This is a genomic window from Pseudomonas sp. PsB (assembly GCF_043658375.1).
GTDB classification, from domain to species: Bacteria; Pseudomonadota; Gammaproteobacteria; order Pseudomonadales; family Pseudomonadaceae; genus Aquipseudomonas; species Aquipseudomonas putida_Z.
This window is the reverse complement of sequence record NZ_JBIGLU010000001.1, coordinates 151,604-165,298: the sequence shown is the minus strand read 5'-3', so window position 1 is coordinate 165,298 and position 13,695 is coordinate 151,604. Positions and strand designations below refer to the sequence as shown.

General features: G+C 58.2%; 10 protein-coding genes and 2 pseudogenes. 5 read left to right on the top strand and 7 right to left on the bottom strand.

Features of this window, described 5'->3' with window-relative positions; genetic code table 11:
* The first annotated feature begins 162 nt into the window (after positions 1-162).
* The 4 genes and pseudogenes from ACGLHT_RS00790 (at position 163) to ACGLHT_RS00775 (ending at position 6,379) form a co-directional block, all read left to right on the top strand.
* Positions 163-1,416 (top strand): TolC family protein, encoded by a 1,254-nt coding sequence (locus ACGLHT_RS00790; RefSeq protein ID WP_011953089.1) that lies wholly within the window; start codon positions 163-165, stop codon positions 1,414-1,416.
* Positions 1,413-2,879 carry an efflux RND transporter periplasmic adaptor subunit gene (locus tag ACGLHT_RS00785; protein WP_011953090.1) on the top strand — a complete coding sequence of 489 codons (1,467 nt, stop codon included), beginning with the start codon at positions 1,413-1,415 and terminating at the stop codon, positions 2,877-2,879. Before ACGLHT_RS00790 ends, ACGLHT_RS00785 begins: the two co-directional genes overlap by 4 nt.
* Positions 2,876-6,035, top strand: a pseudogene (locus ACGLHT_RS00780) (efflux RND transporter permease subunit). The gene ACGLHT_RS00785 and the pseudogene ACGLHT_RS00780 overlap by 4 nt, the downstream one beginning before the upstream one ends.
* Positions 6,032-6,379: a copper-binding protein gene (locus ACGLHT_RS00775; RefSeq protein ID WP_011953092.1), complete on the top strand. Its 348-nt coding sequence runs from the start codon at positions 6,032-6,034 to the stop codon at positions 6,377-6,379. The pseudogene ACGLHT_RS00780 and the gene ACGLHT_RS00775 overlap by 4 nt, the downstream one beginning before the upstream one ends.
* Before the next feature lie 414 nt (positions 6,380-6,793).
* Here the strand turns inward: ACGLHT_RS00775 and ACGLHT_RS00770 are convergent, their stop codons facing one another.
* The 7 genes from ACGLHT_RS00770 to ACGLHT_RS00740 form a co-directional block, all read right to left on the bottom strand.
* Positions 6,794-7,453: an isoprenylcysteine carboxylmethyltransferase family protein gene (locus tag ACGLHT_RS00770; RefSeq protein WP_011953093.1), complete on the bottom strand. Its 660-nt coding sequence runs from the start codon at positions 7,451-7,453 to the stop codon at positions 6,794-6,796.
* Positions 7,450-7,725: a DUF2933 domain-containing protein gene (locus ACGLHT_RS00765; protein ID WP_011953094.1), complete on the bottom strand. Its 276-nt coding sequence runs from the start codon at positions 7,723-7,725 to the stop codon at positions 7,450-7,452. The genes ACGLHT_RS00770 and ACGLHT_RS00765 overlap by 4 nt, the downstream gene beginning before the upstream one ends.
* 25 nt (positions 7,726-7,750) lie before the next feature.
* The gene (locus ACGLHT_RS00760) at positions 7,751-8,206 is read right to left on the bottom strand and encodes a hypothetical protein (protein WP_011953095.1); all 456 of its coding nucleotides are present in this window, start codon (positions 8,204-8,206) and stop codon (positions 7,751-7,753) included.
* A gap of 138 nt (positions 8,207-8,344) precedes the next feature.
* On the bottom strand, positions 8,345-9,367 hold the full coding sequence (locus tag ACGLHT_RS00755; protein ID WP_011953096.1) for a cytochrome D1 domain-containing protein: 1,023 nt from the start codon (positions 9,365-9,367) through the stop codon (positions 8,345-8,347).
* Between the two features lie 265 nt (positions 9,368-9,632).
* Positions 9,633-9,833 (bottom strand): heavy-metal-associated domain-containing protein, encoded by a 201-nt coding sequence (locus tag ACGLHT_RS00750; RefSeq protein WP_004575963.1) that lies wholly within the window; start codon positions 9,831-9,833, stop codon positions 9,633-9,635.
* A gap of 337 nt (positions 9,834-10,170) precedes the next feature.
* Positions 10,171-12,699 carry a heavy metal translocating P-type ATPase gene (locus ACGLHT_RS00745; protein ID WP_135192439.1) on the bottom strand — a complete coding sequence of 843 codons (2,529 nt, stop codon included), beginning with the start codon at positions 12,697-12,699 and terminating at the stop codon, positions 10,171-10,173.
* Between the two features lie 43 nt (positions 12,700-12,742).
* The gene (locus ACGLHT_RS00740; RefSeq protein ID WP_015268414.1) at positions 12,743-12,901 is read right to left on the bottom strand and encodes a hypothetical protein; all 159 of its coding nucleotides are present in this window, start codon (positions 12,899-12,901) and stop codon (positions 12,743-12,745) included.
* A 47-nt stretch (positions 12,902-12,948) separates the two neighbouring features.
* Here ACGLHT_RS00740 and ACGLHT_RS00735 point away from each other — a divergent pair.
* A pseudogene (locus ACGLHT_RS00735) lies at positions 12,949-13,284 on the top strand (helix-turn-helix transcriptional regulator); the annotation flags it as partial.
* Positions 13,285-13,695: the final 411 nt, after the last annotated feature.

Sequence of the window (13,695 nt, the reverse complement as noted above, 5' to 3'; positions counted from 1 at the left end):
TAGGCCAGTAGATACCTATGCGGTGAGCCTCGTAAACAGGGCGCCTCCTGACCCTTGGCGGCCACCCCGCGCCTGATTACCTCTTAAATTCACCCCATCGTCCTGTTTTGCAGCCGGATGATGGCATGCGCTTGCGCGCTGATTTTTTGAGGAATCATTTCCATGACTCCCCCACGTTACCGATTAGGGATGGCATGTCTGGCCGCTCTGATCAGCCTGTTGTCGACGTTACCGGCTCAGGCTACACCGTTGTCTCTGGAGGAAGCGCTTCAACTTGCCGAACGCAATGCCCCCATCCTCCAGGCCAGGCAAGAGCAAATGACGGCCGCTCGACACGCTGTGATCCCAGCAGGCGAGCTGCCTGATCCACGTCTCAACCTAGGAGTGCAGAACCTTCCTGTTGACGGCAGTGATCGTTGGAGCATGAACCGCGATTTCATGACGATGCAGGTTGTCGGCCTCTCCCAGGAAGTACCAAACCGGGACAAGCGGGAGGCACGAGTTGAGACGGCACGAGCGAGCGTTGAGCGAGCCGATGCAGAGGCGGTGTTCGAGCGCTTAAAAGTGCGTGCTGCCACAGCCCAAGCTTGGGTCGCGGCGTACACCGTTCAACGGAAACTGCAGCAGTTTGAGGACTTCTACAAAGAAAACCGTCTGTTGGCCGCAGCAATCCGCGCACGCCTGGCCGGCGGTACCGGCGCGACGGCCGACGCACTTGCTCCTGACCAGGAAGCTGCGCAACTCGATGAGCAAAAAGATGTTCTGCTCACACAGGCCGCTCAGGCACGGGCTGCACTCAAGCGATGGATTGGAGAGGATGCTGATCCGCAAGCTCAAGCATTTCCGCGCTGGCCAGTGAGCGCGCCGGACTATCTACACGCTATACATGCACATCCAGAATTGGCGACCTACAACGCCCTTACGCGGGAAGCACAAGCTCAAGTGCACCAAGCCTTGGCAGAAAAGAAGTCGGACTGGGGGTGGCAGGTGGATTACCAGCGGCGCGGGCCTGAATTCAGCAATATGGTGAGCCTGCAGGTAAGTTTCCAACTGCCCTTGTTCGCTGGCTCACGGCAGGACCCGATGATCGCGGCACGTCGCGCACAAGTCCGGCAACTGGAGGACGAACAGGAAGCGGCATTGCGTGAGCATAAAGCGCAGCTGGAGACAGATCTTGCGGATTACCAGCGATTGCAGCGAGCAGTGCAGCGCAGCCGTGAAACATTGTTACCGCTAGCGGAGGATCGAGTCCGCCTCGCCCTTGCTGACTATCGAGCCGGTAAATCACCCTTAAGTGAGGTTCTCACCGCTCGACGTCAGCGGGTTGAAACACGACTGCAAGACATCGATCTGCAAGGACAGTTGGCCGCGACAGCTGCACGGCTGCACTTCGCGTATGGAGAGGTGCGCGCATGAGAAATTCAACTATCAGCCTTGTGGTATTGGCCGCGTTGGCTATCGGCGGTGGCGTTGGCTATCAGCTAGCAAAGCGTGGGCAGGTGTCCACTGCCTCCCCTGAAACGCTACAGAAGGTGCTGTATTGGTATGACCCGATGTACCCCCAGCAGCACTTTCCAGCACCGGGCAAGTCGCCCTTCATGGACATGCCACTGGTGCCGAAGTACCAGGAAAGCACCGCTGCTGAGGTGAGCCCCGCAGTTCAAGTTTCACAGGGGCTCCAACAAAACCTGGGGGTCCGTCTGGCTACCGTAGCGAAAGGGCAGCTTGCTCGAACCCTCCAGGTGAGCGGCGTGCTTACCTTCGATGAGCGGGATTTTAGCGTTCTGCAGGCTCGTACCGGTGGCTACGTCGAACGCACCTATGGCCGCGCTACAGGCGACGTGGTTGCCAAGGGCGCCCCATTGGCAGATGTGTTGACGCCTGAATGGGCGGGCTTGCAGGAAGAGTACCTGGCGCTTCAGCGATCTGGGGACAATGAATTGCGCGCTGCAGCTCGGCAACGACTACTGCTGGCGGGTATGCCTGCCGATCTTATCAACCGGATTGACCGTACGGGAAGGGTCCAGAATTCGGTAACGCTCTTGGCCCCAACAGCAGGCGTCCTTCAGGCTCTGGAATTGCGGCCAGGCATGACAATGACACCGGGTGCAACGTTGGCGAAGATCAATGGTATCGCGAACGTCTGGCTTGAGGCCGCAGTACCTGAAGCGCAAGCCCAAGGCCTACAGGAAGGACAGGCAGTGCAGGCGAATCTGGCAGCGTTCCCAGGCGAACCTGTTCCCGGCAAGCTGACCGCATTGCTGGCTGATGCGGATCTGCAAAGCCGCACCTTGCGGCTTCGTATAGAACTGCCCAACCCCGGCGGCCGGTTGCGCCCAGGCATGACCGCGCAGGTTTCCCTCCATCCGTCCGGGCAACAGGATGACAGCCTACTGGTGCCAGCCGAGGCGATCATTCGGACGGGGAAACGCGATCTCGTAATGGTGTCAGAAGACGGAGGTCGATTCCGGCCGGTGGAAGTAGTGCTCGGCCAGGAAAGTGCTGGCCAGGTGGTCGTGCTGCGAGGCCTTCAGGCGGGCCAGCGCGTTGTGGCGTCCGGGCAGTTTCTGCTGGACTCCGAAGCGAGCTTGAAAGGTATCGAGGCCGTTACTGCTGGCGATGCTCCACTTGCGCAACCTGTACAGCCGGCTCTACATCAGGCCAATGGGCGCATCGTTCAAATAGAAGGTAATCAGCTGACCATCGCTCATGGACCGTTCGTGACGCTGGGCATGCCTGGTATGACGATGACTTTCCCTGTGGCAGATCCCCGCTTGATTGCCGGACTCAAGGTTGGCGAACGCATCCGGTTTGGAGTGCGCGAGCGCGATGAAGGCATGGTCATCGAGCAAATAACCCAGCAGGAGAACCAGCCATGATCGCGAACCTGATTCGTTGGTCGGTTGGCAACCGCGTCCTGGTCCTGCTGGCAACACTGTTTGCCGTAGCTTGGGGCGTTTTCTCTCTGCGCAGTTTGCCGATCGACGCGTTGCCTGACCTGTCAGATGTGCAGGTGATTATCCGCACCTCCTACCCAGGGCAGGCACCGCAGATCGTGGAAAATCAGGTGACATATCCCCTGACCACCACAATGCTTTCCGTACCCGGAGCCAAGACAGTGCGGGGCTTTTCAGCATTTGGAGACAGCTTCGTATATGTGTTGTTTGAGGACGGCACAGATCTCTATTGGGCGCGGTCCAGGGTGCTCGAATACCTAAGCCAGGTTCAGTCTCGATTACCGGCGTCCGCTAAGCCAGTGCTCGGACCCGATGCCACTGGTGTAGGCTGGATCTACCAGTATGCGCTGGTGGACCGCAGTGGTACCCATGACCTGGCACAGCTGCGCAGCCTTCAGGACTGGTTCCTGCGCTTCGAGTTGAAAACTCTTCCGGACGTTGCCGAAGTGGCGACGATAGGCGGGATGGTCAAGCAGTACCAGGTAGTGCTCGATCCGCTGCGCATGGCCAGCTTGGGAATCACTCAAGTTGAGGTTTCGGACGCCATCGCCAAGGCCAATCAGGAAACCGGTGGCGGCGTGCTCGAACAAGGCGAAGCTGAGTTCATGGTAAGGGCTTCCGGCTATCTGAAGTCACTCGATGATTTCCGAGCCATTCCCCTGCGCCTGGCTGCGAAGGGTATACCCGTAACACTGGGCGATGTAGCCACTGTACAGCTGGGCCCTGAGGCACGTCGCGGCATCGGCGATGCTTGATGGACAGGGCGAAGCGGTGGGCGGCGTAGTAATTCTGCGCAGTGGCAAGAATGCGAAAGATGCCATCGCTCACGTCAAATCCAAGCTTGAATCGCTGGAAAAAAGCCTGCCTGCCGGGGTCGAGCTGGTCACTACCTACGACCGTAGCCAGTTGATCGATCGTGCTGTGGAAAATCTGAGCCAGAAGCTGATTGAAGAGTTCATCGTGGTCGCACTGGTGTGCGCTGCATTTCTTTGGCATCTGCGCTCATCGTTGGTCGCCATCGTCTCGCTTCCGGTTGGTGTCCTCATTGCCCTGATCGTCATGCGCCACCAGGGCATCAACGCCAACATCATGTCGCTTGGGGGCATAGCCATTGCAATCGGTGCGATGGTGGACGCCGCTGTGGTGATGATTGAGAACGCGCACAAACGGGTTGAGGCTTGGCATACGTGGCACCCTGGAAAGTCGTTGCGTGGCGAAGATCATTGGAAAGTGATGACTGAGGCAGCAGTCGAGGTCGGGCCTGCGCTGTTCTTCAGCCTCATGATCATTACGCTGTCCTTCATACCGGTATTCACCTTGCAGGCTCAGGAGGGAAGGCTGTTTGCGCCCCTCGCATTCACCAAGACTTATGCAATGGCAGCAGCAGCGGGCCTTTCGGTTACCCTGGTACCCGTGCTGATGGGGTACTGGATTCGGGGTCGTTTACCGGCAGAAGAGCGCAACCCACTCAATCGAACCCTGATACGGCTCTATCGCCCAGCATTGGAGATCGTTCTACGCCGGCCAAAGCTCACGTTGGCGGGTGCACTGTTGATTTTGCTCAGCAGTGTCTGGCCCCTGAGCCAGCTCGGCGGCGAATTCTTGCCGCCACTGGATGAAGGCGATTTGCTGTACATGCCGACTGCCCTGCCAGGTCTTTCGGCGCAGAAAGCCTCTGAGCTTTTGCAACGTACGGACCGGCTGATCCGAACGGTACCGGAGGTCGCCAGTGTCTTCGGTAAAGCGGGCCGGGCTGAATCAGCGACCGACCCGGCCCCGCTGGAGATGTTCGAGACGACTGTCCGACTTAAACCGAAGGATCAGTGGCGAGCAGGGATGACCACTGAGAAGCTGATCGAAGAGCTGGACCGTACCGTGCAGGTACCTGGGCTAACCAATATCTGGATCCCACCGATTCGAAACCGTATCGACATGCTCGCAACCGGTATCAAAAGCCCGATCGGCGTAAAGGTTGCCGGCAGCAATTTGAATGAGATCGACCGGGTGACTCTGGCTATCGAGAAGGTGGCCAAAACGGTTCCAGGGGTGACTTCCGCCCTCGCCGAGCGATTAACCGGTGGACGCTACATCGATCTGGATATCGACCGCCAATTCGCAGCGCGTTACGGCCTGAACATTGCTGATGTCCAAGCGATTGTTGCCGGCGCCGTTGGGGGCGAAAACATCGGCGAAACCGTAGAAGGCCTGGCGCGATATCCCATCAGTGTTCGGTACCCACGGGAGTGGCGTGACTCTGTTGATGCCCTGCGGCAGCTACCGATTTACACCAGCCAAGGGGGGCGAATCACACTGGGAACCGTGGCACGGGTGCGTATTGCGGACGGTCCACCCATGCTCAAGAGTGAAAACGCGCGCCCCTCGGGCTGGGTGTATATCGACGTGCGGAGACGGGACCTGTCCTCCGTCGTTGCCGACCTGCGCCGGCTAGTCGATCAGCAGGTGAAGCTCGATCCTGGCATAAGCTTGAGCTATTCCGGGCAGTTCGAATACCTGGAGCGCGCCAATGCGCGCTTAGCATGGGTAGTACCGGCGACGCTGGCCATTATTTTCGTCCTTCTCTACCTCACGTTTGGCCGCCTCGGTGAAGCGCTGCTGATCATGGCTACCTTGCCATTTGCGCTAACCGGCGGCGTATGGCTGCTGTACATGATGGGCTACAACCTGTCGGTGGCCACGGGTGTCGGTTTTATCGCCTTGGCTGGGGTCGCAGCAGAGTTTGGAGTCATCATGCTGATCTACCTCAACAATGCCTGGACTGAACGAAACGGCAACGGTACGCAGGGGCAACCTGCGCTTCTGGATGCTATCCGCGAAGGGGCCGTGCAGCGCATCCGCCCCAAAGCCATGACCGTAGCAGTGATCGTCGCAGGCTTGATGCCAATCCTCTGGAGTAGCGGTACCGGCAGCGAAGTCATGAGCCGGATCGCTGTACCCATGGTCGGCGGCATGCTCACCGCGCCTTTGCTCTCACTATTTGTAATCCCTGCGGCTTACTGGCTCGTCAGGCGCCGCGGACTCGCTGTACACGATAACCCCCAAACAGGAGTAACCCGATGAAGAAGCTACTGATCAGCGCTGGCCTGGTGTTCGCCGTTGCGGCGGCGGTGCAGGCCCAAGACATGTATGGCACGGATATGAAGAATATGCCCATGGAAGGCAACGAGACCCAAGGCAGCCAGGCGGCTCCGACTGCATCGGCTGAGGGAACCATCAAAGCTTTGGAACCAGGTAAAGTTACCTTGGCGCATGGACCAGTATCAGCCCTGAAATGGCCGGCAATGACCATGGGCTTCAGCGCTACCGAGCAGCAACTCAAGGGACTCAAGGTAGGCGACAAGGTCAGCTTCGATTTCCGAATGAATGGGGGCACAGCGACGATCGTAGGCATTCGCAAGCAGTGACGGATTGACTTCTAACCCTGCCTATTAGAGCTGATAGGCAGGGTCATTTAGCCAAACTTTGGAAAAAGTGCTGCCGCAATTCCTGACCGCGCCGCCTTCAGCTCTGTGCCTCGGGACGCTAGTTGGTCTTTGCGCTCTGTAGCCGGGATGCATTCAGATCAGAGTAGTAGCTGACGTTTGAGCAGAGATCTTCGTGCATCACGATCTATATGGGTCGAAAGCGGACAGGGCATCGCAAAGTCATCCAACTGCCTGAGTTATCCGAACGCCAACAAGGATTCCACCGAGCTTGTCGACAAGAAAACCCGCGACAACTCAGAGTGTTATCCGAGCAAACAGACTTTGGATACCCTATTCCCGCTAGAAACACTGCCGCTGAAACCCTCCTGGCATGTAGCTCCTTCGTCCTACGCTTCAGCCTCTATGACCCCCACCCAACCTTTCGCGCAGGTGCGGAACGAACCTAGGCGTAACGCGGGTATAAGCTTCGTAGGCAGCGCCAAACTGCTTGTGCATTTCCCGCTCTTCGGAAACCGCCAAACGCCCGTACATCACCAGCAACACCGGGAACATTGCCAGCGTCAGCAGCGTCGGCCACTGAAGGAGAAAGCCCAGAAGAATCAGCACAAATGCCACGTACTGCGGATGTCTGATCCAGCCATAGGGCCCGACCGTTGCAAGTGAACGGCGGCGTTGCGCGTGATATAGCACGTTCCAGGCGGCAGAAAGCAAATAGAAGCCGAAACCCAGGAATAGGTAACTGGCAATGTGCAAAACACTGAAGTGTGGGTTGCCCTGGTCACCGAGCAACGTCGACCACAGATGGCCGGATTCGTGGGAAAGCAGATCGAGGTTGGGGAACCTGGCCTGCAACCAGCCTGACAACAGATAGATCGTCAGGGGGAAGCCATACATTTCCACAAACAGGGCAACGATGAAGGCCGAGAATGCACCGAAGCTCCTCCAGTCTCTCGCCGTTGCCGGCTTGAAGAAACTGAAGGCAAACATGATGAAGATCGCGGAGTTGATGAAAACCAGCGACCAGAGGCCATACGCGCTTTCACCATGATTCATGATGGATCTCCCGGCTTATGGATATCAGCCTTATCGGAGGGGGCCGGTTTGCTCTGGCCCTGGTGATGGTGTCCCCCATGTCCTCGATGCATGAAGACATGCATCAGCGGACAGGCGAGCAACAACAGATAAGGCAGGGCTCCAACGACATGGGCAAGGTGCTCGGTGAGCAGGAAGTAGACGGCGATCCCACCGATTACCACCAGGCCGATTGCATAGCGTGAACGCCAGAAACTGTGTGGTGAGCCGTTTTCATCGAAGTGAGGGTTCATAGCGACTCCTGGGAAAGGAGATGGGTTACTTCGATGCAGCAGATGGCATGCGGTCCATCATCATCTGCATCATCGACTCCATCATGTCCATGCGCTTTTCCATCATCTGGTGGCGGGCGGCCATATCCCCGCCCATGCCGCCATGCATGCCCCCCATTTCAGGCATGCCACCCTCCATGGACTTCATCATGGCCATGCCATTTTTCATCAGCGCCATATGCTCGGCCATCAACGCCTGACGGGCTTCCGGCGTTTTGGCTGCAGCCATCTTTTCGTGCATGGCTTGCATGGCCTTCATTTGCTGGTCCATCGCCGCCATTTGCCCTTTGTCCATTGGCTGAGAAGGCGTCTTCTCGGTAGCCGCCGCGCTTGGCGCATCGGCCGGGTGATGTGTCGAGTGTTCATCGGTGTTTTGCGCCATGGCGCCCACGGACGCTGCGGCCAAACAAAGTCCGATCAGTAAATTTCGAACGTTGTTCATCATCATCTCCTTAGCACTGTTTTAAAGCCGGATGCCTTGGTCTGGGCGCTAGGCCTCACCTGGCACGACAAGCAAATTACTGCGCCGGCGTGAATGCTCATTTTTCGCGTCGTGCTCGGGTTGTACACCGACGGGCTATTATTGGGCACTCGGCGGCTCGAAGCTGATCCCGTTTGGCCCGGCGCCAACCTTATGGGTAGCAACGACCTTTCGGCTGCTCGTATCGATGACAGATACGGTGCCCGCTTCAATATTGCTGACAAACACATAAGCGCCGTCGCTGCTGATGGCCACACCATGGGCACCCTTGCCGGTGGTCACGGTGCCCAGGCTGCTACGCGTCTGGAGATCTACGATGGAGACTCGGTCGTCCGGATTCTGGCCACTGCCCTGATTCGCGACATAGACCTGGCGACCGTCAACGGTGGCCATCATCTGGATTGGCGTGCGGCCGACATCAACCTTGCTGATCACCTTGCGTCTGGCCGTGTCGATGATGCCAAGCTGATTTGTCGCACTGAGCGAGACGAATGCCAGGCGACCGTCAGGGGCAAAGCCGACCTGGACAGGGCCTTTGCCCACGGGAATCTGCGCGGTTTCTTTGAGTGTGACGACATCGATAAGCGATACGCTGTCGCTCTTCATGTTCGCGATATAGAGTGTCCGGCCATCAGGGCTCAAGCGCAGCCCATGGGGATAACGCCCAGTTGGAATACCGGGCAACTCGATTCGCTGCTCAAGGTCAAATACTCGCACCTGGTTGGCAGCGGAATCGGTCACAAAAGCTCGCAGCCCGGTGACGTCGGTGACCACATGAGCCGGGTGATCGCCTGCCGGGAAGCTGAACGGTGGCCTGTCCAGCGCGCTGGTACTGAACACCAGCAACTGCCCACCGGGCTTTTCACCGCTCGAATGCCCCGCATGTCCAGCCACTCCAACAACCAGAAGCAAGCTGCCGTCGGGCGAAACCTGTAGGTTGTGGGGTGCGATCGGCAAGGCGACCGTGCTCACATCACCTGTCGCAAGATTTACCTGGCTAATGGAAGCGGACCGTTCATTGGCCGTGTAGACGTTACCCGTAGGGTTTGCCATGACCAGCCCCAGAGGGATGAGCAGGGATATCCCCAAGGCCATAGAACTAAACCGCTTGGCAGTCATCATTGTGAATGAGCTCCAACGAGGGGCCGGGGTATGTGAGCCAGGCTGGCCTATACATTTACTCAAGATAAACACCAATCGCGAAGCATTTTCTTGATCAGCGTCAACGTCCACAGCTTGACTCGGCACTGGGTGATCGAAGGCCGTCCATTTCTTGGGGAGTATTGCTGGCTATCCCGACCCGGAGTCAGTCGACATCAGGCTGTATATGAAGAAACCGCGCCATGAAACATGGCACGGCGGCTTGCCATCTGAGCGGTAACGAGACTTAGCGACTGACTTTGGTTGGGTAACCAAGCGCCTGGACCAGTGCACCGACGCGTTCCGCCTCGATGTTGCTTTGGACACTCACTGTACCGGCAGCACGATCAACGATCACCTTCGCGTCGCCATCGGCAGCCTGGATGGCCTTGGTGATCTTGTTGACACAACTGCCACATCCCATACCGGAAACTTCCAAAACGAACATAGCGGGCCTCTCATGCTGGTACGGCTTTTCTCGCCGCATTTACAGCTTCAACCTTGACACGATGACAAGGTCAAGGCCCGGTCAAAGGATTTATCTTCGCCCTGAAATCTTGTCCAACTCCTCTGGCGGCGGCCCCTGCTGCATCACAATTGTCCCTTACGATCTTGGCAGAAGATGGCGGACGTCGCAGTTGCCCGATGTCCTCCATCAGGACCAGATTGGCGCCGAACTCGCGGACATACCCGCTAAGGCCAAAGCCCTAGACAGTCAGTCATATGGATCAGGCGTTGAAACGCTGATGGCGGAACTTCCTCTCATAGGTTGCGGTGTGCCCATTTCAGTCTGTGACTACGCGCTTCAGCCGCAGTGCGTTGAATACCACGGAAGCCGAACTTACGCTCATGGCCAATGCCGCAATCATCGGTGACAATAGATGGCCGGTAAGCGGGTAGAACAAACCTGCCGCCAGCGGTATGCCCATAGCGTTGTAGAAGAATGCGAAGCCCAAGTTTTGACGCATGTTCTTCACCGTGGCCACGGATAGTGTTCTGGCCCGCAGGATGCCCATCAGGTCGCCCTTGACCAGCGTCAACTGGGAGCTGTTCATGGCAACATCGGTGCCAGTTCCCATGGCGATCCCGACATCAGCCCGGGCCAGCGCAGGGGCATCGTTGATCCCATCTCCTGCCATGGCAACCCGGCGCTTATCGCCCTGCAGGAGCGCCACCAGTTGCTCCTTGTCCTCGGGTTTCACTTCTCCGTGGACTTCCTCGATGCCGAGTTGTTTCGCGACCGCACGTGCCGTAGTCAGGCCGTCGCCGGTGGCCATGATGACCTTCACATCTTCTGCCTGTAGCCGGGTTACCGCCTCCTTGGAGGTGGGTTTGACCGGATCGGACACCGCTAGCAGGCCAGCGAGCACGCCATCGACGGCCAAGTACATGATACTCATGCCTTCCAGACGCAGCTGCTCGGCGCGGTCTCGCAACGGACTGGTGTCGAGGCCAGCCTCTTCCATCAAGGTCGTGTTGCCAAGCTGCAGCCGTTTGCCGTTCACCTGGCCACGTACACCGATCCCAGAGCCCGACTCAAACGCCTCTGGCTTGGACAAGCTGTGTCCATGCGCTCGCGCATGATCGACAATCGCATGTGCCAGCGGATGCTCGCTGCCTTGGTCCAGGCTGGCGGCAAGGCGCAAGACTTCGGGTGGCATGAACTGCCCGGTACCGACCACGCTATGAAACACTGGCCGGCCCTCGGTGAGGGTCCCGGTCTTGTCGACGATCAGCGTGTCGATCTTGCAGAGGTTCTCGATAGCACTGGCGTCTCGGAAGAGCACGCCACTGCTGGCAGCCTTCCCGGTAGCGACCATGATCGACATGGGAGTGGCTAGGCCGAGCGCGCAGGGGCAGGCAATGATCAGGACCGCGACCGCATTGATCAGGCCGAAGACCCAGCCAGGCTCCGGTCCGAAAAGCCCCCAGCCGAAGAGCGTGACCAGCGCGACCAGAATCACCCCCATGACGAAATAGCCGGCCACGGTGTCCGCCATCCGCTGCATCGGGGCTTTCGAGCGCTGAGCCCGCGCGACCATCTGCACGATTTGCGAGAGCACTGTCTCGGCGCCGACCTTCTGCGCCGCCATCACAAGGCTGCCGTGGGTATTCAGCGTGGCACCGATGAGTGCATCCCCAGCTTTCTTCATCACTGGCACGGGCTCGCCTGTCAGCATGGATTCATCGATAGCACTTTCGCCTTCCAGGACCACCCCGTCGACCGGCACCTTCTCGCCAGGGCGAACGCGCAGGTGGTCGCCCGTATGCACGTGGGTGAGCGGAATATCTTCCTCCTGACCATCGGCCCCGATGCGACGGGCCGTCTTGGGGGCAAGACCCAGGAGCGACTTGATGGCGGCGGAGGTTTGTGAGCGCGCCTTGAGCTCGAGCATTTGGCCGAGCAACGTTAATGAGATGATGACTGCAGCCGCTTCGAAGTAGACACCGATGCGGCCATCCTGCATGAAAGTCGTCGGGAAAACCTGCGGGAACACTGTGGCCGCAACGCTGTATAGGTACGCCGCAGCCGTTCCCAAACCTATCAGGGTCCACATATTCGGGCTGCGATTACGAATCGATGCGACCCCACGCACGAAAAACGGCCAGCCAGCCCATAGTGTCACGGGAGTGGCCAGAATCAACTCCACCCAATTCTGTGTGGCACCATGCAGCAATTGGAGTTGGTGGGCAGTCATGGCCAACACGGTCACGATGACCGTCAGGGGCAAGGTCCACCAGAAGCGGCGGGAGAAGTCCTTGAGTTCCGGGTTCTCGTCTTCCTCAAGCTCCGGTATTACCGGCTCTAGGGCCATGCCACAGATTGGGCAACTGCCCGGCCCACGCTGGCGGATTTGGGGATGCATCGGGCAAGTGTATTCGGCGTCCGCCGCGTTGCTTGGCTGCGGGGCAGCCGAGTGGAGATGGCCCGCGTGTTCTTGGTCCTGGGGAGGGCTAAGATAATGCACAGGCGCTGCGCGGAATTTCGTCAGGCACTTTTCACTGCAGAAGCGGTATGTCCTTCCCTCGTATAGCTCGAAGTAGCGACTATCCGGTGGCACCGTCATACCGCATACCAAATCGCGCTGACTACCATCCGGTTGCTCATGCGGGTGCGAGTGGTCATGGTCATGGTCATGGTCATGGTCATGCTGGCACGATTCGGTGTGCATGAAGTAGTTCCCTTTGTTGTCCGGTTTGGACGAGTTTTCACCCTTCTGGTGAGAATACCCGCCATGGTTGTGCCCGAAGAGTTGCGTCAGCGGACAGAGCAACAAAATTAAATAACTGTAGTGCCTGTGACAGGTGGCCATAGTGCACGAGCCACATAAAACAGGCCAAATATGGCCAGCATGATCAGTGCAATACCGCCTTTAGTCCGCCAAAAAGGTATTGCCAGATCTGTACCACGGCGATGGGCTCCGTCATGATCAACTCCCAAGCTGGGTGGGAAATATCGGCCGCTGCCGTATTGTCCAGCCTAGACAACATCTCCTTGAACAGCTGTGACGCCAATCAATGCTCCTGTAAGCGTGTCGATTATTGTTGTGGTGTAGCGTCATGGCATAGATCATTTCTGGAGGTTGCTGATCCTGCTGCTGCACCAGTGGTTGCCCTTCGACAATGCGCTGGCTGCCTTGTACCCCGGCGAGGGAGTGCCCAAGCCGCTGGAGGAGTACGACGCCGGCTCCCGGTGGGGAACGCCGTCCATGCTTTCCTGCCTGGACGGCCTATACTTGCTCGACCCCTTCTACCAGGCCTGTCAGGAAGGCCTGCCCAGTGGGCTGTAACGCCTGGAGGAGATCGCTTCTGACCAGTTCCGTCAAAGCGAGTACTTCCTCAGTTACTTCCACGCCAACGCATTGGAAGACGAGGTGCAGTTCGTTCTCCAGTTGCCGGCCAAGGTAGCCTTATGCGATCTAACAGCTCAAGCCCCAGACCTGATACATGCGGTGCGGTACAGCGCTGATCGGGTCACTCTTCGCTGTTCCCCTTCCAGCTTTGCCTTTGCCCACAGCAGACGTCGGAGATGAAACTGCTCGGCGGACTCACAAACCTGCTCCAGTGCTCTCGCACAAGGCTTTGATCTGGCCATCTTTGCTTGAATGGCTGACCCGTGGCAGGGCGTTGGCCGTGTTTTCTTCGTGCGTGTTGAGCCCAAGGCGAGCGCGATCCACCATCCACAGGCCGCTACTGCCGCGCGCCAATTCTATGCCGGCACTACTCGTCAAAAAATAGGTGAGTGCTTACCCGGCAGGCAATGGGCTACTATCGAGCCCTATATCTATCCGAAAGGGTTAGCTCCGTTG